This window comes from Aromatoleum sp., assembly GCF_035254505.1.
Lineage (GTDB): Bacteria > Pseudomonadota > Gammaproteobacteria > Burkholderiales > Rhodocyclaceae > Aromatoleum.
The window spans coordinates 22662-44767 of the sequence record NZ_DATFAO010000058.1 but is presented as its reverse complement, the minus strand read 5'-3'; the positions used below and the strand labels follow the sequence as shown (position 1 = coordinate 44767).

12 protein-coding genes are annotated in these 22106 nt (G+C 63.4%); 7 read left to right on the top strand and 5 right to left on the bottom strand.

Annotation, left to right across the window (positions count from 1 at the left end):
- Window positions 1-13: 13 nt before the first annotated feature.
- Genes VJ673_RS11510 through VJ673_RS11490 form a run of 5 tightly spaced genes read right to left on the bottom strand, consistent with a single transcriptional unit; the run spans window position 14 to window position 15163 of the window.
- On the bottom strand, window positions 14-805 hold the full coding sequence (locus tag VJ673_RS11510) for an HNH endonuclease (RefSeq protein ID WP_324126243.1): 792 nt from the start codon (window positions 803-805) through the stop codon (window positions 14-16).
- Window positions 806-812: 7 nt separating this feature from the next.
- On the bottom strand, window positions 813-2813 hold the full coding sequence (locus VJ673_RS11505) for a hypothetical protein (RefSeq protein ID WP_324126242.1): 2001 nt from the start codon (window positions 2811-2813) through the stop codon (window positions 813-815).
- Window positions 2810-6943: an Eco57I restriction-modification methylase domain-containing protein gene (locus VJ673_RS11500; RefSeq protein ID WP_324126241.1), complete on the bottom strand. Its 4134-nt coding sequence runs from the start codon at window positions 6941-6943 to the stop codon at window positions 2810-2812. The genes VJ673_RS11505 and VJ673_RS11500 overlap by 4 nt, the downstream gene beginning before the upstream one ends.
- A gap of 1 nt (window position 6944) precedes the next feature.
- The gene (locus VJ673_RS11495) at window positions 6945-9812 is read right to left on the bottom strand and encodes a DUF8741 domain-containing protein (protein WP_324126240.1); all 2868 of its coding nucleotides are present in this window, start codon (window positions 9810-9812) and stop codon (window positions 6945-6947) included.
- Window positions 9809-15163, bottom strand: a complete 5355-nt coding sequence (locus tag VJ673_RS11490; RefSeq protein WP_324126239.1) for a DEAD/DEAH box helicase — start codon at window positions 15161-15163, stop codon at window positions 9809-9811. Before VJ673_RS11490 ends, VJ673_RS11495 begins: the two co-directional genes overlap by 4 nt.
- Window positions 15164-15598: 435 nt before the next feature.
- Between VJ673_RS11490 and VJ673_RS11485 the strand changes: the two genes are divergently transcribed.
- From VJ673_RS11485 to VJ673_RS11455, 7 genes are all read left to right on the top strand, one after another.
- The gene (locus VJ673_RS11485) at window positions 15599-15877 is read left to right on the top strand and encodes a hypothetical protein (protein ID WP_324126238.1); all 279 of its coding nucleotides are present in this window, start codon (window positions 15599-15601) and stop codon (window positions 15875-15877) included.
- Between the two features lie 643 nt (window positions 15878-16520).
- Entirely contained in the window at window positions 16521-17984 is a 1464-nt protein-coding gene (locus VJ673_RS11480; protein ID WP_324126237.1) for a tyrosine-type recombinase/integrase, read from the top strand.
- 195 nt (window positions 17985-18179) lie between these two features.
- A complete protein-coding gene (locus tag VJ673_RS11475; RefSeq protein WP_324126236.1) occupies window positions 18180-18404 on the top strand; it encodes a helix-turn-helix transcriptional regulator in 225 nt (74 codons plus the stop codon).
- A gap of 2 nt (window positions 18405-18406) precedes the next feature.
- Window positions 18407-18748, top strand: coding sequence for a hypothetical protein (locus VJ673_RS11470; protein WP_324126235.1), 342 nt, complete (start codon window positions 18407-18409; stop codon window positions 18746-18748).
- An 11-nt stretch (window positions 18749-18759) separates the two neighbouring features.
- Window positions 18760-19311 (top strand): hypothetical protein, encoded by a 552-nt coding sequence (locus tag VJ673_RS11465; RefSeq protein ID WP_324126234.1) that lies wholly within the window; start codon window positions 18760-18762, stop codon window positions 19309-19311.
- Entirely contained in the window at window positions 19301-20359 is a 1059-nt protein-coding gene (locus VJ673_RS11460; RefSeq protein ID WP_324126233.1) for a hypothetical protein, read from the top strand. Before VJ673_RS11465 ends, VJ673_RS11460 begins: the two co-directional genes overlap by 11 nt.
- A complete protein-coding gene (locus tag VJ673_RS11455) occupies window positions 20356-22077 on the top strand; it encodes an AICE element replication initiation protein (protein WP_324126232.1) in 1722 nt (573 codons plus the stop codon). Before VJ673_RS11460 ends, VJ673_RS11455 begins: the two co-directional genes overlap by 4 nt.
- Window positions 22078-22106: the final 29 nt, after the last annotated feature.

Sequence of the window (22106 nt, the reverse complement as noted above, 5' to 3'; positions counted from 1 at the left end):
GCATTGACTGCGCTCATGCGACATCGCCTACCTTCGATCCAGCCTGGAACACTCTGTCGCGGTGCCACGGCAGGTAGGCTCGGTGTCCGTCCGCCAGCCCGCGCACGTGAAGCGGCCGGTCGAGCCCCAGAGTCCGGCGGGCGTCGGGGTCGAGCGCGTCGCCCACAACGATCGTCCCGTCGTCGGCCACCGTGATGAATCCCCGATCAAACGCAGCATCAAGGTGCGGTGCGAGCAGGATGCCGTTGTAGACGTCGAGCCGCTCGGCATCCGTCTCACAGTCGGCCCAAGGCTTAATGTGGCTCGCGCGCAGGAGGGCGGGCACAGCCAGCCCTGTCACCGCACAACGCCCTTCCCACAGGTCCAGCAGGCCATCGCGAAACAAGTTCTGGCCGACGCGTTGGACCACAAGGCGCTCGGCCTCTGTCGTCGTCGGCGGCATGGCGACCTGCTTCTCAAACCTATGGAGCAGTTCGTTGGGCAGAGCCTTCGAGAGCTGGAGCGCACGCCTGAGGAGCCGGTGCAGCGCAGGCACGTCGGGCACGGTGCGTCCGGCGACGGCGCCCTTCGGGATTGGTCCCACAATAGGCGCGCCGTACTCGCCGAGCACGCGGGCGACGTTATGTTGCGAGAAGGCGGCGAAGAAGGCAGCATCGCCGAACGCCCAGAGCCACACGCGGAGCGGGCTCTGCGTGCTGGCAAAGACGAGCCAGCCGCCCTCGCGCTCGATCTCCTGATCGAATCCGTTGTCCGAGGCAGCTTTCTCGAGACGAGAGACAATGATGGGCGAAAGCTCCGCCTTCACGAGCGCCTCATAGGTTGCATCTCAGCAGTCGCTCCTCGGCAGGCGCGCCCGCGAGCCGTAGCCGTAGCCACGGTGTGTTGCGTTGGGTGAAGGCGTCCGGGGGATCGGTGGTCGTCGTCAGGATGTACTGGAACGACGGTTCGCCCGTGAAGCACTTCTCGAGTTCATGAGCGAAGAGGAATAGACGCTCGTAGACGTCGGGCGCCATGTCAGCCTCGCGAGGCCCGTCGTGAATAAGGAACCGTGGGAACGCTCCGTCGCCCTCGACGCTCGTGACAACGGCCGCGAGGTCGAAGGCAAGGAGCTTAATCGTTGCGATAGCAGCGCTGTCACGCTCCCCGTGCTCATCCACGGCAAGCGCCAACGAGCGCCCTGACGTATCGACACGCCCGGTGACGTTGTCGCCGATGATCGCTCGCAATACGTAGTCGAAGCGCGTCGAGAACCGGCTGGTCGCCACCCGCTGTCCCTCGCGGATCTTTTCTTGAAGCGCGTACGACTCGTCGATGTCGCGCGCGAGTTGTGTGATCGACTCGGCCTTCGTCGTCGCATCGCGCACCGCGCCTTCTGCCGCCTCGACGAGCTGGTCTAGCTGATCGAGATTCGAACGCTCCTTCTGGAGCCTTACCTTCTCGTTTTCGTACGCAGTCGCAGTGGCCGTGTAAAGGCGGAGCGCCGTGGCCGCTGCTGCCTCGGCGGCGTTGATGGCGTTCCCCGTTCTATTGACCTCCTGCTCGAGAGTTTTAGCGAGCTTGCGCTCCACTGCGAGGTCTTCAGCCGCCGTGCGCTCGCTACGGCGAGCACCAAGATCGATTGGGCGATCGGCGGCGCACGGACATCCCTTCTCACGGGCGACACGAAGGGGCACGTTGCAGAAGTCGCGCGACGGCGGGAGGGCCGCCAGTAGGCTCGACTGATCTTGTCCGACGAGTTCGGCAACAGACACCTGCACGAGGGTGAGGCGTGACTGCACTTCCTCGAGGGACTTCTTGAGTGCCCCGACCTGACGATTGGCGTCCTGAAGGGCTGCGAGCAGCTCCGCTCGCCGATCTCCTTCGACAAGGGCCTTCTCCCGCGCTTCGAGCTCGTGCCACCGACGCGCAATCTCGGCACGCGTTTCCGAACCGAAGAGCGGTGTCGACGCCAATGGTAGGTCTTTTCCGAGGACCTTCGAAAGGCGAGCACGATCAGTTTCCGCTTGATGCCGAAGCAGCGGCTCCAACCGTGCAGCTTCCTTCTTCTCTGCAACGAGTCGCGCGTTTTTCTGCTGCTCGGCACGCTCGGAATCGGAGATCAAACCAAGCGCCGCACGCACGATGAACTGCCGCTCGTCGACAGTGAGCGCAGGTGCCTCGGAGCCGCTGGCGCTGTGGCGCCACTCCAGAAAGTCCGCGAAGCGGCATTCCTGATCACGGGCGAGCCAAGGCAATACGTGCTCCCAGCGCACGGGTTCGTCGTTCGCCGGAAAACGTGCCGATGTCAGACGCTCGATTGTGGTTTCTGCAAGCGCCTCCAGGAACTCCTGGTAGTCGAGGCGTTCCTTTCCCTCGAAAACGTCGTCAAGCATGTCGCCGCGAAGGCAAAACGGGCGCGGCCCTATACTAAGTGGCCTCGCGACCACCCAAATCACGTCGTTGATAACGACCTCAGCGACAACCCACGCGGTCGGCAGACTTTCGCGAATCCTGCGTCTGATGCTGTCTGGAGCGAAGCCGCGCTCACCGAGGACGTGACGAAGGAGGCGGCAGAATGTGCTCTTCCCAGCGGTATGGCCGGCCACACCATCACGAAAGAGCGCGTTGTCCTCTCCTGCCGAGTGAGGTGGAGCCCATACGATGTTGAGGCCGCGGCGAAGCTCGATGTCGCGCACGATGTGCTCGTTGCCTGGAGCAAGCTCGTTGAGGACACGGAGGCGACGAACCCAGAACGCTGGCGCCGACCTCTCGACGCTCGGGCGAAGTTGGCGTGGAGGCTCGATGCCCGGCAGTCGCATCTGGGTCTCTGTCATGCGGCCTGCCTCGTTTGCTCGATCAGGCTCCGGTCATCGCCCGCAAGCGAGGCGTCGATAGCGCTGAACGCGGTCGCCGGCTGTGCTCGCAGAACCTGCAGGATAAGCTGAGCCTCGAAGCGGAACCAAGGATCGAGCTGACCTTCCGTTGGTGTGCTCTGACTCGCGCTGACCGTCGACTGCGATGCCGAGTTAATACCTAGCGTGACGCCGTCTCTCTCGGACAGCGCGCGTAGCGTCGCGGCAAGAGTGCCCTCTGCTATGGACCGCGAGCCGACCCTCGTCGCCCATTCCCCAGCTTGCGGGAGGGTCGAAGGAGCAAGTTGAGTCAGCAGCGCGGGACGTACTCGCAGCGCGAACGCGCGCGCGAGTTCAGTACGTGTGATGGTTCCTCCTGCCGCGTGGACCAGTGCCCAGATGAAGAGAGCGGTTTCCTCTACGGGCGAGAGCTGAGGCACGACTGTAGGCATCACTGGCAACGTGGAACCCGCGTCGAAGTCCAAATCGGCTTTGACGCGCTCAAGGGGATCTCTGGGTGGCAGATTCTCGACGAGCGTCTTCTGCTCCGCTGGAGTCATCGCGAACGCACGCATGATGAGCTCGTCGAGCTGAAGCTCCAGGCGAGCTCGCACTGCCGCTCTTTCCTCACGAATTATCTGCTCACTGATTCGCACAATCTCGTCGCGCTGCTCAGATGACACCATCGGGATCGGAAGCTTCTTCAGGTACTGTATGTCAACGCTCAGCCCCTCGTCCTTCATGTGTTGGAAGGTCCGATTGACGATCCACCACACCACGCGGGAGTTCAGTACGGCGAGGAGGAACAGGTCATCAGTCGGAACGATAAGAATCTTGTTGTTGACTGCGTGGCCGCCCTGATCGAGCGCAAACTGCGAGTAGTAAGCGATGCACTGAACGAGGAGCTTCGGGCCATCGAGGACCTCGTAGTAGTCGCAAGAGCGCAATTCCCACCAAAACACTCCCCGGTCCTGCCGCGAGCGAAGCGCCGCCTCAAACTTCTTAAGGTGTTGGTGAACGGAGGGATAGGTCTTCGCGAAGACATATTCGGCGTCTGACTCTGTTGCGCTCGCGGACCAAGGCCAGGTTCGGTTCTGGCTGGAAGCAATGACGATGTGCCACAGGCCGGCCCACTCGGGCGACCAGCGCTTGACGTCCCGCCCGCGAAGCATCTTCTTGAAGAGTGGCGCGGACGACGGATCGAGCGCGACGAGGGCGTCCCGTGTAGGTCCGTCGACGTAAAAGGCGTCGTTGAGGCCCGTCTTCAATCCGCTCAGCAAGCCGCGCTGCAACGACGCTTCGAGCGTCTTCCCCGTGGCGAGCAACCGACCGAGGAGTTGCGTTACGGCAGCGTCCTCAAGGTGCCAATGCTCGGCCTTCAAGCTTGCATGCGCGACCGCGACCCGAGCGGTGGCGATTCGCTCCTTTAATGACTGCTTGGCCAGATCCGAGTCGTACGCGCGAACAAACGTCGCGGTCTCTGAATCGGTCACAGATGCCGCAACGGGACGCAGCGCAACCAAGGCAGGAAACGTGTCGGCGTCAGGAAACAGCGTTCGGGAATGACCGAAATCGACGATGAACGTGACGCGACACCGTCGCCGCACGAAGGCTCGCAGCGATTCGGCATACGCTGCGCGAAACCACTTGTTCGGTGTCAGCATCGCCACGAAGCCCGACGAGCTGCCGACTTGGACGCCCCTCTCGATGAAGTAGACCGAAGAGTCGGCGGTGCTTGCGTATGAAGAGAACTGCGTGAGGAATCTCTTCTCAAGCTTCAGAAGCTCCTGGCGCACCCAAGGTGGGTTACCGAGGACGACATCGAAGCCTCCCTTTGCAACGACATGCGGAAACTGCAGATGCCAGTGAAAAAACCGAAGCTGCTGAGCCAACTGTTGTACCGTCTTCGTCGTTAGCGCCGACGCCTGCCCGTGACGATCGCGGAGTTGCCGCCACACTTCGTTCGTCGGCGCGGCATCTGCCAGTTCACCTGGCTTCTTAGGCCAAAAGAATGCAGCACACCAAGCGTCGGCGACCAGCTTCTGATGGAGGTACTCGGGTGAACCGAGGATGCCGTCCCAGCGTTTCTCCTTCCTTGCCAGCGCCTCGACGTCGGCATCACTTGCAGCGTCGAGTTCGACTACCGCGCGGGTGACGGCCTCAGTCTCGATTTCGTTGTATTGCGCACCTCCGAAATCAAGCGTGCGTTGCCCTCCGGCCTCCGCCTTGTTTCGCTTCTTCAGCGCGCTCGCGGTCTTTTTGTCATCCCCCTCACTCGCGTCCCACGCTGCATCAGGGATGCCTTTTGCCATCAGCGCGGGAGTCGTCCCGAGGAGCGCATTGCCGTGCTGGATGTGTGAGTCGAGGAACGTGAGCGGGAGGCCCGGCTCGACCGCCTCCATCCACAAGCCGACCTTACACAACTCCACGGCCATCGCATTCACGTCGACGCCGAAGATGCACCGGGCAACGACCTGTCGGAGCGCATGCCGGTACTCGCCTGCTGACGGCGTGCCGTTCGCCTGGAGCCGGGCGACGTGGGCCGCGAGCCTGCGCGCTGCGGCGAGCAGGAAGTGTCCCGAACCACACGCCGGATCCACGATGGAGAGTCCGAGCAGAGCCTCGACCGGATTGGTCGGGTTCTTCGCGATCGCGTCGGCAACGACTGGCTCGAGCGCATTGTCGAGGAGCACCTGGACGAGGCTGTCGGGTGTGTAGTAGCTACCCGTGGTATGACGGGCGTTGCTCTTGGTCTCACCGATCGCGAACGCAAACTGACGCCCGTCCTGCGTGATCTGCGGGACGAGCTCGAGGAGGCTCTCGTAGACACTTCCCAGCTCCTCGGGTCCCATGTCCCGCCAGTTGACGCGTGAGAGGCTACCGTCCTGGCGAAGCCAGGCGAGCTTGAACACGGCGAGAAGGAGCGCGCGATTCTCGACCTTCGACCCATCGAGCGCGGGGCACTGGCTCACGGCGAAGATGCCGGCGAGGGCCGGCAGGCCTAGGCACGGCTCTGCGGCAGCCAGTCCTCGGAACACCACCTTGGTCGCCTCCCACAGGTCGAAGAAGCGATCGTGGGCGCTACGCTTCACCGAGCGCTCGCGCAGGCGCCGCATCCCATAGCCGTGTGCGTAGAGGGCCTTGGCCGCATCGGTAGTGCCATTGGGATGTAGCAGTCCGCGCTCTTCCACCGTAAGGAGGAAAATGAACCTGTAGACCAGCCGCAAGAGCTGGTTGAAGTAGTCCTTCACCGGCAGCGTACCGTTCTGCAGGTCGGCACGCAGCGCCTGGTTCTCGGAATGCGAGAGGAAGCCCTGTCCGAGTGCGGCGAGCGCTTCCTCGACACCGCGCCGCAGGTACTGGCGAGCACGCGTGCCCTCCTCCCGGCCAGCGTTGCGCCACGCTTCGAGGGCACACTCGGTGACCGGCAGCCCCTCGCGGCCGAAGCGTGTCTCGTGGCAGAGGAGCCAGAGCGCAGCGAAGTCCGCGTAACGCTCCTCCGTGAAGATGCGCTGAAGGTCTGCCTCGATCCATGCGGGGCGCGTGAGGCTCGCATTGTCGCGCACGATGCGTAGTGACGCGCCGTCGGTGACGACGCCCCACAGCGCACCTTCCTGAGCGTTCAGGTACTCTTGGGCGAGACCAAAGGCGCTCCGCTTGCGGGTTCCGTCGCCGAACGCCGAAGCGAGAGTGTCGAGACCAATGCCGGCTGGAGCGATAACCACGGGTGCGCGGCCACCGAGCGCCGCGTGTCCGATTGGGTACGAGCGCTCCGCAAGGATTGCGGGAGCTACCGCAAGGAGCGACGTGAAGCCGAATGCGTCGCGGAGGAGCGCCAGGACGAGGCGTTCGGAGATCACCTTCGCGTCGGCCTTTGCCTCGCAGCCCGACTTGAAGTCGGCCCAATGGGCCTGCGCGATGCGCCAGTAGCGGCCGATCTCGTCGCGAAGGTTGAGTCCCTTGGGGATGCGGTAGTCGGCTTCTGCCTGGTTGCCCGCTAGAAGCTGGGCAACCTTCGAGAGCCACTCTGGAGAGAGCAGGCCACCTTCGATCGAGAGAGCCTCGAAGGCGAGCTGCGCCTCGCGGGCTTTGGTCTTTCGCTTGGCTGCCATATCAGTCTACCTTCGGCAGCAGGACGAACAGGCCGATGATGTCGGCTGGAAGAAGTGCCTTCACGCTATACCGGCCGACGGCTTCGGCAGCCTCACGCATGCGGCGATGATCGGCGAGGAGCGCCTGTGCACGTCGTTCGGCAAAGGCGTCGAGCTCTGGCAGGCGCGTCTCGAGCTGGCCGAGTGCTTGCGTAACCGCACGCTCGCGTACATGCGTGGGCGGATCGGCGACGGGCAGTGGCGACAGCAGCGCCAGTGCATCGGGACCTTCGAGCGCCGCGGGCCCGCCCGCCCACGCGACGGCGGTCGCCTCCTCGACGAGGAGTATGTTTGCCTGACTGCCGCGCTGCGACGAGAGCTGGTGCCGCAGGCGAACGAGCGCGACCAAAGTACGCGAGGTAACGCAGTCGGCAACCCAACAGCCGACACGCCCCAGCACGCCGGGGTCGCTCACATCGACGCTGGCGACATTGCCGAGTGTGCGCTCAAGCATCGTCTCGGCAAGCACTGAAACAAGCGGGTGGCTTCGCTGCACTGGTCGGCAGCGCGGGGCCGGCGGGTACTTGAAGTCAATGAGGATAGAGCCCGCAAGACCCTCCACATCCAGACGCTCGCGCACGTCCTCGGAAAGCGCATCTAATGGGACCTTGAAGCCCCTGCGACCGGAGTTGCCTATCGGCTCGAGTGCCCCCCCCAGGCGCGCCAGAGCCCGTCCGGTGAAGCGCTGCACGTCCTCCTTGCCGCCCAGTGCGGCGAGAGACTTCTTCCACTCCGGAAGCACATCCTCGGGCTTGAGGCGACGCTGCGCGAAAACGGTGCGGTTCTTCTTCGCCTTCTCAGCGGCGTCGAGCCATCGCGTCTCGATGGCCTTGGCCTCCTCCATCTCGACGAAGGCGAACGCTAACTGACGCTTGCCTTCGCGTTCGCGATTGCGCAGCAAGACCGCCTTCATCAGCGCCTGGCTGAGTGTGTGCCCGTCATCGGGTAGCGGCACCAGCACGCCGAGCTCCTCGCGGATCTTATCGGCCTTCCTGAGGATGACCTCGAGCACTGCACCGTCGACGGGGTTGTTCGCGCCGTAAAGCAGCGTGGCGCGCACGACGTCGCTCTTCTGACCGAAGCGATCGACTCGTCCTTCTCGCTGCTCGTGGCGCGTGGGATTCCACGAGAGGTCGTAGTGAACGACCGCGTCGAAGTGGTCCTGCAGGTTCACCCCCTCGGAGAGACAGTCGGTGGCAACGAGGATGGGGCGTTCGGCGCCCCCCAGAAGGTCGACCTTCTCCCTTCGCTCGTCCGAGGTCAGCTCGCCGGTGACGACACTGACCGTAACGCCCTTGATCTTGGCGGCGACGTGTTGGCCGAGATAGTGAGCCGTCGCGATGTAGCGGCAGAAGATGACGGGGTTGAAGCCCTCTTTCACCAGTTCCGCAACGTGGTCGGTGAGCACCTTGAGCTTCGGATCACCCGCTTGCACAGCAAGAGTCTCGGCCTGCGTGATGAGCGCCGTGAGTGCCTCGTCCTCCAAGCCCACAGGAGGCTCCACGTCGTCATCGGGGAGCGCGTCGGCAGCGCCATCGAAGACGCGCGCTTCGACGTCGTCGTCGGCGACTTCGTCTTCGAGTCCCGCGCGCGTGCGCAGCGCCTGGACAGCAGCCGAAGGGCTCGACGCCACACATCGCATGAGTGCCAGCGTGCCCCAAAAGCTCAGCCGCTGCTTCTTCGTATCCTCGCCGGCCCGAGCAACGACGGAAGCGCAGTAATCGAGCACGGCGTCAAAGAAGCGCTCCCACTCTCCCGTGAGCTTGTAGGTCAACTCCTTTGTCTCGCGGCGCGGAAACAGGCGGCCCTCCTTCCACTCGGCGATGTCGGGACGACGGCGCTGGACGAAGTGCGCCGCGAGACGGTCGCGGAGCCCCTTGTGCTCGTCTCCGGTCGCACTCGAGAGCGCGGTGAAGTCGGGGTGGAGTAGTCCGAGCAGCCGAAAGTACGCCTCCTCGTCCCCACTATGGGGTGTTGCCGTGAGCATCACGAGGTGGCGGGCACGCCCGCCCGAGTTGCCGTGGGCGCCGTGAGCGGAGTCGCCGACGAGGCCCTTCAACAGCTCGTAGCGCTGGTGTCGGCCCTGCCCGGTTGAGGCGCAGGTGTGCGCTTCGTCAACAATGACGAGTTCCGGGCACGCGCGCAGAAACTCCGCGCGCCGTCGCTCACTCTTGATGTAGTCGAGACTGACGACCGTGTGCGCGTGCGTTGTGAAGATGCTCTCACTCAGCGGCAGGTTGCGTTCGAGGCGCGCGGCGCTGGCGGCCGTAACCGCCACGGGGCGCAGATGGAACCGGCTTTCGAGTTCGCTGACCCACTGCTCGACAAGGTGCGGCGGACAGAGCACAACAAATCGCTCGACGTCGCCACGGTCGAGCAACTCGCGCACGATGAGCGCCGCCTCGATCGTCTTGCCGATGCCAACATCGTCGGCGATGAGCAAGCGGACAGGATCGAGCTTGAGCGCCATGAGCAGCGGCACGAGCTGGTAGGCGCGCGGCTCGATGGCAATCTGCCCAAAGCTACGGAAGGGCCCCGCCCCCCGACGAAGCGAGAGCACGAGCGCATCGCGCAGAAGCAGCGCCGCGTCGTGGCCAGCCTTCTGCGAGGGGTCGGGCTTCGGGAACGACGCATCAGCGACCGGCACGGCTTCAAGCGCGAGATGGATGTATGTCTGGTCCTCTTCGGAGCCCGAGACCGGGCGAACCCTCAATACCTCAGCATCGCTGCCGGAAAGCACGATCCACTCGCGGCCGCGCGCACGCACGAGACTGCCTGGGCTCCAGCGCGCTCCGAAAGGCGGTGTCGATGTCGTTGCCGTCGTGCTCACAAACCCCTCCCGAGGAGCTTCGCGAGCACCGTCGTGGGCTCACCCCAGCTTGCTTCGCTTTCACCGAGGACAACGACCTCGAAGCCCTTGTCGTCGAGCTTCGTGGACAGCGAACTGTCGTCGGTGAAGAGCGCGGCGACGTAGTGGTCCCGCCAAACTAGCGCGAGGGCGTGTTGATCGATCACGAGAGGTTCCGAATCAGGGGGAGGAAGCTCGCGGCCACGCGCGTAGGAGATCCACGAGACCGTGAGGTCTCCATTCAGGGCGTGACCGGTAGGAGCAGGTTCGGTAGAGCGACGCTGCACGGGCGCGACAAGCCCTGTGAGCGTTCCTCGGGCGAGCCGGAGCAGAAACGCGCGCGCGCCGTCGTCTCGACGGTCGAGCAGCTCGTGATCCGGCTGATTGAAGTAGGACATCACGCACCGGTAACAGGCGGCGACACATGCAGTTTCCGGTGTATCGACGAAGGTCGTTGCTGACGACGGGAGCCCATTCGACAAGTCGAAATGCATGATAACTAGCGCCTCGCCAGCCACCTCGGCGAGACGCTCGGGCTCGGCAACGAGGCGGGTGAGAACACCGGCGCCGCCCTCCGTCGCCTCGTAGAAGAGGAAACCCGTGCGCGCGTCGCGCTGGGGCATGGGCTCAGCGAGGATCTCGCCTTCCTCAAGCTGGAACACGGCCTCGATGCCTCGGAGCAACGCATGCTGCACCGTCGCCAGCGTGATCTGTGAGAGTTCGATGCCTTGGGGCTGGAGGAGAAGCGCATTCTTTCGGTCCTGCACACTGGGCACGATCCACTGGCGAGGCGACGCGATCGGATCGATACTGTCATCCCCCTCATCTTCGTTCTTCGCCCAGTAGCCCGAGACCGGGTCCATCATGAAGCCGAGCTTCGTGCGGTCCTTCCGTCGGCGAAGGCCCTTGTTCAGGCGGGTAATCGTTGCGCCCGGGCCGTAGGCGAGGCGCGCGATCTCCCCATCGGTATCGAGCACCACGCCCTTTCGTACGTCGAGCGCATGGTCGCGTGTAGCCCACTCGAAGGTCGTCTGCAACTCGAAGCCTTGGCGCTGCCGCTCCTCGTCATTCGCGGTGATGCGTTCGGTGGGCTGCGTCGACACATTCTCGATACGATACGTGTGATTGACGATCTCCGCGTCTCCGAGCGACGCGCCGCACGCATGGCACATCGATGCCTCGTCGGTCCAGTGCCCCGCACCGCACGCTTTGCATATGCGAACCGTCTTCGTCGGGAGGCGCACGTCCACCGTCGCACTGGCATGATGGTTCAGCGAGAGCATCGCGCGAACAACGCGGTAGGCGCTCCCCTCATGATAGACAAGGCTGCGCGGACCGAACTCGGACAGCCCGAGGAAGCGAGGTCGCTGGAGGTACGTCTGCCTGCCGCGCCCGTCATTCGTGGCCGGTATGTAGGCCATTAGGGGGAGGCGCGGGAAGTTATACCCAGGCAGGAAGCCTTCAGTCGCGAGGTAGCGGTACGTATTGAAGTCGCTGGATGGACTGTTCGAGTTCCGCGTGTCCGATTGCAACAGGTTTAGCTGGTCGATCGCCTGCGCATGACGACTCTGCGCGGCGCGCTTTTCGTTCTGCGGCGCCGAGTAGTCGTCCATCGTGCGCCGGGCGGCGTCGCGCTGCTGCTCGGCGGCAGCGAAGAGGTCGCGCCATCGGTTGAAGGCTTGCTCGAAGCGCGTCAGCGAACGCTCAACGACCTCGTCGGCGAATACGTCGCGGCCTGGGTACCAAGGCGCAAGCGCTGGCGACAGCTCTTCCTCGAGAAGGTCGAGCACGCGCCGGATGCGACGGCGCGCTTCCTCGGCAACCTTCGGAAGCGCCATCGGCTCCTTTACGTCCTTCTTCAGCGGACGCTCCGTCTCGGAGAGGACGAGCAACTCGGCGATCGAGGGATCGAGCGGCAGCTCGGTACACGCGAGCCAGACTGCGGAGAGGTGGCTCTCGACGAGGTCTCGGTTCGCGAGGTCGAGGAGCGGCGGGCGGACCTCGCCGTGCACCATCGCCTTCGGATCACGGAAGAAGTACTGGTCGTGCGGGCTTTGCGAGGAGCTGTAAGTCAGCACCAGTGCGGCCTGTCCACTGCGGCCCGCCCGCCCGCTCCGCTGCGCGTAGTTCGCGGGTGTCGGCGGAACGTTGCGCAGGTAGACGGCGTTGAGCGCGGAGATATCGACACCGAGCTCCATCGTCGGCGAGCAAAAGAGAACCGGGAGGAAGCGGTTAGCCTCGCCGATTTCGCGCAGGTGCTTCTCGTCGGAGCTAAGCTCGTCGTGCTCCTTCGCACCGAAGCGGAAGCGCTTCTCACGCACGGCGCGCTTCTCACCATCGACCTGCGCGGTGTGCTCACGCGCCTCGAACCCAAAGAGCGGATGAACCGGCTCGCGCAGCGTCGCCGCCAGGTTCGCGTAAAAGTCCCTGAAGAAGGCGTTTTCGTTCGGGTGATCCGCATCGATTGCCGGCTCTCCCCGCTTGAAGAGCACGCAGGCGTCGTTCAGGCGGAAGCCGGTCTGGTCGCCGAAGGGCGTAACCTCTTCGGACGCGAGCCCGTGTGTGACGGCAGCCTTGAGCAACACATCGATGAGCGCATCGAAGTCCCTGGCCTTAAGTGCGCGCACTGCGGAGGAGTTATCCCAGAGCCTGCGTCCATCAGGCTCCAGTGCGGTACGGGTTCCACGCGACGACTTCAGGAGCTTGCCGAGCGCGCTGCGCGAGCCGCCACGCACGATGAGGTCCTCGTCGCGCAGGCTGGTGTCCTTGCGCGGCGGCGGTGCGACGAGCAGCCAACGTGCCTTACGCGGCTTCTCGTCGTTGCCGAACCCCCACGGCGCGCGCAGGCGGCTGTGAGACTTCTGCAGCATCTGCTCGATGACAGTAGGATCGAGCACCTGGCTACGGATCGCCATCCACTTCCGCAGGTGGTCGAACACCTCGGTGTAGACGGCCTTGCGCACCGCGGGCGACGCGAGCCGCAGGACGTCCGGCGCCGTTGCGAACAACTCCTCGTCGGAAGCCAGCTCATCGATCCCGAGGTACTCAACCTCGACGAGGCCGAGCTGTTCAAGATTCGGGTTCGTATATCGCCAGCCCCGTCGCTGGTCGAACCACACACGGTACGAGAGCACCTGCCGCAGCGCGCTTTCGGCCTCCTGCAGGTTGAAGCCCTTGAGTGTCGGCTCGAGGAGCCACTCGCTGCGTAGCTCCGGCGAAGGGCGATCGAAGCCGAGCGCGCGCTGTTGGGCGGCGCCCAGCTCATCGCTGCGGAGCCCCTTGTCGCCCGCCGCGTCGAGCGCGCCGAGGAAGGCGGCGCGGATGAGGCTCACGAACAAGAAGTCGTTGAAGTGCCCTGCCTGGAGCGCCGCGTCTTGGCGGTTGTCGGTGAAGCCGAGGAGCTTTCTCGTGTGCATCGGGAGGCCTGAATCCTTCCCGTGCATCCAGCGGAGTGCGCTCGACACGAGCACCGTGGTAGCCGAACTCCGGCCTTCAGCCGAGAGGGACGCGAGGCGCGTGCGGTCGCGCGCCGAAGTGCTGTGCGTTGCCTCGCAGCGCAGGCAGAACCGGAAGCGGCCGGGGATGAACCAAGCCTTCACGCCGGAGCCCACCTTGCCGTTGGAATCGACAAGGACCTGGCGAACACGAGCGCTACGGTAGTGGCTTTTGATGCGCGGGTTTCCCGCCGCATCAAACTCGAGCCATGTTTCCGGATAGTCTTCGTCGCGGTCGGCAAAGGTAAAATCCGAGTCGCCCGCGTGGAGCGTGAGGAAGCCGAAGACCTCACGGTTGGAGGACTGTTCATCCTCACCCTCCGGCTCGTCGTCTGCCTTCGCCGGTGCTGCGTCGTCGATGTCACGTGTCAGGAACTTTCGTTCGCCATCGTCCGAAACAAAGCGAACCGGGTGGTATTCGTGCCCGCACTCGCGGCAGAAGTGGAGCGGATAGAGACGCTTGTCAGGAGCGCCTGGCAGGTACTGCTGCCCCTCGATCGTGACGGAGCGCTTGCCCGGCGGCTCGAGCGTCGCGAAGGCGTGGCCGGCGCCCGAAATGAACTGGTGCAACTTGAAGGCAAAGAAACTTCGGTGGGAAGCCGATTCGTTGCCCGTGCGTTCGGCCTCCGAGAGGCTCGATACGAGGAGCAACTGCCGCAGCGCGTCCTTGCACGCCTGCTCATCGCGCCCGGCTTCGGACGAGAGCTCGCGCGCGGCCTCGTCGAGCATGCGCGGGCGCGCGCGGTGCCATGCCGGATTCGCATCCGTTGTCGTGATGCCCAAGCGCGTCTCGGTCCAGATGGCAAGCGGGTGGCTGCAAAGCGCATCGTCCGTGATGTCCGACAGAATCTCTGCGTCGATCGCCGGACCAAGCGAGTTCGTCACCGACTCGGCACGCTTCGACTTATCGGTGACGCGTTCGAGCTCCTCAATGATGACATGGCTCGGATCCACCGCTGTCGCGAAGAGTTTGGAAGCGACGCTCGCGACGACCTCCTGCTTGTTGCGCGCGCTGCCCTCGCTGGCCATCGTGGCCGAGGTGCCAATGCACTGGAGTTGGTCGGGAGCGAGGCGTTCTCGGACGCGGCGCACGAGCAACGCAACGTCGGCGCCCTGACGTCCCCGGTACGTATGCAGCTCGTCGAGCACCAGGAATCGGAGTCCGACACAGTTTCCGATTACCTTCCGATCCAACTCGTCCTGACGGGTCATCAGGAGCTCGAGCATCATGAAGTTCGTCAGCAGGATGTCGGGCGGGTTATCCGCGATGCGCCGACGCTCCTCGTTGTCCTCCTGACCGGTGTAGCGGGCAAATGTAACGGGGCGATCGCCTTGTACGTTAGCGACGAATTTGTCGAGCTCCTCGAGCTGGCTATTGGCCAGCGCATTCATCGGGTAAATGATGATGGCGCGCGTCCGACGCACTGAGCTTGTGCGCTTTTCCGCGAGGACGGCGCTGACGATGGGAATGAAGAAGCAGAGCGACTTGCCTGAGCCCGTGCCGGTGGTGACGACGTAGCTTTCGCCCTGCGAAGCGAGGACAACGGCTTGCTCCTGATGCTTATAGAGGGAAAGCGGCGCATCACCGACGCGGAAGATTTCCGCAGTCCGAGGGTCGAGTGCGCCGTTCGCGATGAGCGTCTCAATGTTCAGCCCGCGCTTGTAGCTCGGGTTAATCTGGAGGAGCGGATCCGGCCAGAAGCGCCCCTCGGCATAGATCGCATTGACCTGCGCCCGAATGTCCTCGGCGTGGATGGTCGTGAACGACGTGGCGAACTTGCGGTACTCGCCAACGATCGAGTCGCGCAGCGAGAAGACGTCCATGCTTTTGCCGCTCACGAAATCCCCCTCTTGGTCTTGGCGGTTTTGGTCCTCGCGGCGGGCTTCCCGCCCTCCGCTCACCACGCGCGGAGCCGTCAATCCAGCGGCAATTGAAATCCTCAACGACCATTGGTTGTGCCGCGACCAGCTCGAATGAAGACCATGACTCCGCCATTTTCACTCGCCGCAGCACTGCGAGCGTGGAGTATCCCTTAAGAATGGCAGGCTGTGGAAGAGGAGCCCTGAGTCGATATCTTGGAGGCCGTGGTTGATGTCCGCGAGGCGCCGCACGCGCACACGACCGACGAACCGGTTGAGGGCGGAAAGGCTCGCTGATCGATCTTGCACATTCATTGTGGAGGGGGCAAGGAATCATGAACCAAGACGCCGAAGGGGAGGTCTATGCTGAGCGACACGCCAAGCCGGCCATCGGAATCGAGGAAGTCATACCTCATGCACGACGACAAAGGGGACACCACCAACGACGAGCTGGACTCGCTGCCGATCATCACCCTGCCGAACGGCACGAGAGCCGTTGTGTTGATCGAGCCTGTGCGCCCCTATCTCGGGGTTATACGGGGGTCTCCCGAATCGTCGTCAGCACGGACGACGCCGACGACGGCATCTGAGGCTTTTCCTCAGGGCGAGCCACGCGTCGCAAAATCACCGACCACCGGCAAGCTAAGGCTCATTGCTGTCGACAGACAGCCCACGCGGCGCACCTCGGACTGATTCAGCACCATGGCGGGGTCATGGCCCGCTTCATTCAGGCTCATCGAACTCCGAACGGCTCGGGCAGGCGAGCGCTCGGACAGTTCGGCAAGTCCTTCGCGCCAGTCGCCAGACGCTTGCGCTTTCCAACAGCGTCTATAACGAGCGGACGGTCCGCGTCGTGTATGGCCGATAGGGAATCGGTCGCGCCAACGTTCCGGCCTTCATTGTACGAATGATCGACACCTGCTCGACGAACGGCTCTTCACCATGGGCCGCGGGGCGACAGTTTTCCCGCCCGGATGAGCTGTGTCCGCCGCGGCCCAAAACCGAGCCATACCGCTTCAACGAGAGGGGAACGTAACCCGGGCGTAACCCAGCCTAAAAGCAACAAGGGCCTGCATCGCTGCAGGCCCTTGTTTTGTCTGGTGCTGTTGAGAGGAATCGAACCCCCGACCTACTGATTACGAATCAGATTTTCCGCCATTTTCCAGAACACTCCCGAACAACCACGAACGAACCGTCTAGCCATAAATACTCGATATAACAGTGATTTACTGTTATCATTGGTTCGTTGCCGTTCACAATTTTTCATCAGTATCCGCCGCGAAACGGCAACCGAACGGCAACCAGTCACGAAAAACGGCAACCGAGGGGTGCGGTGATGAGCACGGGGAAGACCGGAAAGAAGCGTACAGTGGGGAAGGTTCAGGTAAAGACGCTTGAAGCACTGAAGCCGGGTAAATGGCTTTCAGACGGCCCGGCAGGAGATACGCGGCGCGGTGGAGTGCTTCTCTTCCGCCGCACGGCGAGCGGCGCTGTGATGGCCTACTTTCGCTGCACGCTCCCCGATGGGAAGCGCGACGTCATCAAGATCGGCGAATACGTTAACGGCGGCGGAGACGGCGCGCTGACCGAATTGCGGAGCAAGGCACGCAAGACGTCAGAGGAATATCTAGCGGGGGCGCGCGACGTAAGGCAGTACCGCGCGGAACAGGAAGCGCAACGGGACGCTGCGGAGCGCGCTGAGAAAGAGGCCGCAGAGGCCGCAGAACGGGCAGCGCAGGACGCGGAAGAAGCAGCACGTCGGGAAGCCGAGCATCGCCAGCGGTACAACCTCCGCGCCCTCTGCTGCGCCTACGTCGCACACCTTGAGGCACAGGGCAAGACGAAAAGCGCCGACGAAACCCGCTCTTCGTTCAAGTGCCATGTATTCACCCATGCTGAAATCGCTGACCTTCCAGCACGTGATGTGACGGCGCACCACATGGCTACCGTCATCCGCAAGGTCCGCGAAGCCGGGAAGGAACGCGCGGCAGGTATCTTGCGCAGCTACTTGTCTGCTGCATTTAATGCTGCGAAGCGAGCCCCCTTCGATTCAGCGCTTCCCGCTGATCTGATCCCCTTCCGTATTGACGGCAATCCCATCGACGCAATCCCCTCGATTCCAGTGAACGCGGGGCACCGCACCTTGAACGCAGAGGAACTCGGCGCGTACTTGCGCGCCCTAGGGGCCGAACTACCCGACCAAGCACTTAGGCTTGCCCTGCTGGCTGGTGGGCAACGGATGGCACAACTACTGCGCGTGAAGGTCGGGGACTTTGACGCCGATACCGCAACGCTTCGCCTTTGGGATGGAAAGGGGCGCCGCAAGAACGTACGGGAGCACCTGTTGCCACTGGGGCCGAAAGGCGCCGCCCTTGTTGCGGGGCTCGTGAAGCGCGCGAAGGAAAGAGAGATTGAACGGGCGAAGGCGGAGGGGCGCACTGCCGACATGGCGGGGCTTTGGCTGTTCTCGACGCGTGGCCGGGTAGCGATGACCGAAACGACACCGGGAAAGCGCGCAGCAGAAATTTCCGCGGAGATGAAGGGGGAGCCGTTCGACCTTCGCGATATTCGGCGCACGGCGGAAACGACGTTGGCAGGCATGCGCATCAGCAAAGACGTGCGGGCGCAGTTGCTATCGCACGGGCTCTCGGGTGTCCAGACGGTGCACTACGACCGGCACGCTTACGCCGACGAGAAGCGGGCAGCGCTGATCGCGTGGGAGAACCGACTTACTGCCATCGAAAAAGGCGGGACGCCGAAGGGCAACGTGCGTCAACTGCGGCGTAAGAATGTCGCGTAATTAATTTTATCTATGACACGGCCCACCCGCCTAGCTACACGGACGTATATGGGCGGTTACGAACCGTACGGAACACTGCCCGGAGCGGCGTAGACCGCGGTAATACCCTGTTTTCAATAGAAATATTTTCCGTGCCGGACTGAATGCTCCGCTTTAGGATTGCCTCCACCTTTTCATCAATAAACGGAGGCAATCATGTTGGATCTGCTTAGTACCAAGCCGGAACTGGCGCCGGACCGCATTGTGCGTGAGTCGGAGCGCCGCGCAATTACGGGGCGCTCCCGCGTGTCGTGGTGGCAGGACGAGCGCGAAGGGCGCGCACCTAAGAAGGTGCAAATCGGCCCCCGCGCCGTAGGCTGGAGGATGAGCGAACTGCAGGCGTGGGTTCGCGGTGAGTGGCACAGTCGCGGGGAGGCATAAGCATGAACGCCTCTGACGTGAAGTACTTTGAGGAGCACCCCAGACGTAACCTTCGCATTCGTCCCTACAGCGAAGACGATCCTGCCTTGCTCTTCGGGGGGTACTGCCCCGCGAACAACTACAGCCAGTCCCGTGGCGCAATGAAGATGGCGACGGTAACGCTGGTCCATCGTTCGGGCGCTGTGCGCGTCTACTACCTGCCTGCCGCCGTTCCCCTCAGCGTCTATTGGCTTGACGATGAAATTGCGGACCTGCTTCTGCATCCCGCTCATACCGACGTGCTGAACCGCAAGCCGGGGTTTGACCCGAGTTGGCTCGGAGCACTCGAAGCACCGTTGCTGTGAGAGGTGAGGCGATGTCAAACCTCTTTCCCCACCCGCAGAACGAGGATCGCGAGCGGCAAGCACGCTTCCTTCGCGAAGCCGCTCTAGTTGTGGCGATCCGAAAAGACCTCGACACAGCAGCAGCGCGTTCCGGTGTTTCTGCCGATCAACTGATCGACTTTGCGGCCTCTGATTCTGGATCACGCGCCATCGCTGCTGAAATCGACCGCCTGCGCGATAGCGGCGAATTGCTGAAGGCACAGGCACTTGCGCCACTCGAAAAGCTCGTCGGGAAAATGAACGAGATGGTCGAAGCCGGCGAAGTGTCACCTTCCGCAGCCCCGAAGCTCGCAGATGTGTTGTTCAAGCTGACCGGGACCGCTGAAGAACGCGCTGCCCGCCTGCGGGCTCAAGCCGAGGAAGATGAACCGAAAGTGACGGTGCATATCCTCCACCCCGGGGACGCGGACCCCCCGCCCGCGAAGGCGGGGCAGCATCGACTCGTGATCGACTTGCGCGGCAAAGCTCGGCAGAAGGTGCTGGACGTTACCCCGACCGGCAAAGGGGCAGACGATGACGAGTAATGCTGAATTCCTGAAGCAGATTTCCGCACGGGCGCCTGCGGGCGCACTCGTGGGGATCGCGAGTTTCGCGGAGAGCCCGAAGACCGCCCCTCCGGGGGTGTGGTTCACCAAACCGTGGGCGCGGGGCACTGTCCCTGCGATCCCCGCCGAGGCAAACAACTACTTCACCATCTCGTGCTATCAGCCCGATTTCGAGGGGCGTTTTCGGCGCAAGACGGATAATTTTGCGTGCCTCCTCGCTGTCATGCTCGATGACGTCGGCACCAAGGCGAGTGTTCCAGAATCTGCACCTCTTCTTTCATGGTTGCTTGAAACCTCCCCCGGAAATTTTCAGGGCGGGCTGTTGCTCGATCAGCCGATCACGGATGCAGCCGAAGCCGCCCGACTGATGAACGCATTTATCAGGAAGGGCCTTTGCGATCCTGGAGCGAGCGGGCCGACTGCTCGATACGCTCGCCTGCCGCGTGGGTTCAACTCGAAGCACAACCCGCCGTTCCCCTGCCGCCTTCACGAGTGGAATCCTGATCGTCGTTACTCTCCCGCCGCGCTCGTGGAAGGGTTTGGGCTTGAACTCGCGCCGAAGGTCGAGCGCCCGAAGGCGAAGTACAAGGCGCCCGTCCTGTCTCCCAGTGCGCAGGTAGAACGCTTCGGCAATGGCCTGCGAATGATAGGTGCGGAAAGTTACGGCCCGTGGATGATCGGCCTTGCCGCGCTCAAGGGCGCTGTGGCACTCGGTCAGCTTGCCGACGAAGACGGCGCCGCGCTGTGGTGGACTTTCACCGACTCGGCAAGCGCAGAAGCGCGAGCGGGAAATGATGACACGCGATTCGACCCTGAAGCCGTGTGGGGGCGCTGGGTGCCCTCTGCGGCGCCTGCCGAGGCACTCGTCGCGAAGCTGTTTGCCTGTGCTCGCGATGCCGCGAAGGCGCTTGTGCACGCGGAAATGACCCAACAGGGCGAACTGTCGGAGCGTGGGCTTGTTGCTGCTCGCTACCTCGCGCGGTATCACCGCCGCGTGTTCGATGAACTCGGGAGGGCCGTAGCGTGAGCTCAAACGCTATCCAAGAATGCGCCGCTGAACTGCGCGCGGAGCGAGAGGCGAAGGCCGCTGGCAACGTGGCGTCGCTGCGCGTCGAGCAGAAACCGGCACCTATCATTCAATTTCCCTCTACTGAGGTGAAGGCGCCTACCACGGCACTGGCACAACTCGAACAGATCAAGAACGAGCAACCGAGACCCGACGCGGCGCAGCGGGCGGCGCAGTGGGCACAGAGTATCGCGACGGCGCTTAACGCCTTCCAAGATCAGTACGGCAACTTTAACGTCAAGCTTCCATTAGGCGAGCGTATCGAAGTCGCGCCCATCGGTTCAGAAGCGGTCGCCGACGCAATCCGAGATATTGCGCGCCGTGAGTCGGGGCGGGTAATCGGAAACGACGTCATCGCAACCGTGTGCAGCACGTTGCGCACCGGTGCCCGTGCGAAGCCGGGCGAGCACCTCTTTCGTCGAGTCGGCAAGGACGGCAGCGATTACTTGATCGACCGGGGAGACGCAGGCGGGCATTGTTTTCGTGTAAATGCCACAGGCATGACGATCGAAAAGAACGACACGATTCCGTTTCGCCGTGGGCGTGGTTACGGGGAGTTGCCGGTCCCGGTGGTGCCTGCAGCTGCTGCGCAGGCGTGGGGGTTCGTGGCTCCGATGGTGGAGAACGTGTCCGAGGACGACAAGCTTGCCGTGGTCGCCGCTGCCGTGGAGCACCTGCGCTGTGATAGTCCGAATCCCATTCTCGCTTTCGTGGGGCCGGAAGGCTCTAGCAAGAGCAGCGTCGCAGAGCGCCTTGCGCGAGCAGTCGATCAGTTTGAGGGGGACATGCCGAGCACCGAGCAAGACCCGCGCGACATGATCGCAGCGGCGCAAGTTCGCCATGCAGTCGTTATGGACAACGTAACGGCCGGGCTCCCCGAAAACCTGATGTGCCGTATCTCTACTGGCGGGGCTGTGACGCAGCGTGAGTATTTCACCAACGCGGATGCCCTGACGCTGCCAATCCATGCAGCACTGATCCTCACCGCGATCACTCCGCCGCTGCGCCAGTCTGACACGCTGGACCGCGCCTTGATCGTTCCGGTTCAGAAACCACGCGCCTACCGTCCAGAGGCTGAAGTGCGAGCCGAGTATGCCGCCAAACTGCCCGAAGTGCTCGGAGGGCTGTTGTTCTTCCTGCAGGAGTCACTCCGCGTCCGCGAAGCCGTAGCACGTCAACGCGACTGGAAGCACCGCATGGTCGCGTGGAATCAGACCGGAGAAGCCATCGCGCAGGCGTTGGGACATCCACCGGGGTACTTTGTGGAACAGATGGCGGGCAAGCGTCAGTGCGCCGCCGCCGACTACGTCGAGGGAGACACCTTCGCCCGTTCGTTGGTCAAGGCGTTGCATGTCTGGGCTGGTGAGGCGAAACCGGCAGAGAAGCTTCCGAGCTACCGCTACTGGCACAAGGCGCCCGGATGGTGCGCGGCGGAGATCAAAGGCCGCGTGTTTATTGCTGCATCGGCGCAGGCGATCTGCGGTGCGGTTGCGAGGCAATGCGATGAGTGGTCGAGCCGTGGTCCGACGCTACCTAGCACTGCTCGCGCGACTACGGGCGCACTGCAGCGCGTGCAGGGGGTTCTCGGACGTGCAGGCATCGAAGCATCACTGCAACCGATCAACGGCGCGAAAAACTCCGCATGGGTCTTCCTGTTGCCGGCCACGGGCCGCGAGTGAACCGTATGCACAGGGGGACATGCTCCATT

Coding starts and splice junctions, on each gene's coding strand:
- VJ673_RS11500 (WP_324126241.1), bottom strand. CDS start 6,943: ATGGCAGCCAAGCGAAAGACCAAAGCCCGCGAGGCGCAGCTCGCCTTC.
- VJ673_RS11465 (WP_324126234.1), top strand. CDS start 18,760: ATGTCAAACCTCTTTCCCCACCCGCAGAACGAGGATCGCGAGCGGCAA.
- VJ673_RS11480 (WP_324126237.1), top strand. CDS start 16,521: ATGAGCACGGGGAAGACCGGAAAGAAGCGTACAGTGGGGAAGGTTCAG.
- VJ673_RS11505 (WP_324126242.1), bottom strand. CDS start 2,813: ATGACAGAGACCCAGATGCGACTGCCGGGCATCGAGCCTCCACGCCAA.
- VJ673_RS11485 (WP_324126238.1), top strand. CDS start 15,599: ATGCACGACGACAAAGGGGACACCACCAACGACGAGCTGGACTCGCTG.
- VJ673_RS11470 (WP_324126235.1), top strand. CDS start 18,407: ATGAACGCCTCTGACGTGAAGTACTTTGAGGAGCACCCCAGACGTAAC.
- VJ673_RS11475 (WP_324126236.1), top strand. CDS start 18,180: ATGTTGGATCTGCTTAGTACCAAGCCGGAACTGGCGCCGGACCGCATT.
- VJ673_RS11460 (WP_324126233.1), top strand. CDS start 19,301: ATGACGAGTAATGCTGAATTCCTGAAGCAGATTTCCGCACGGGCGCCT.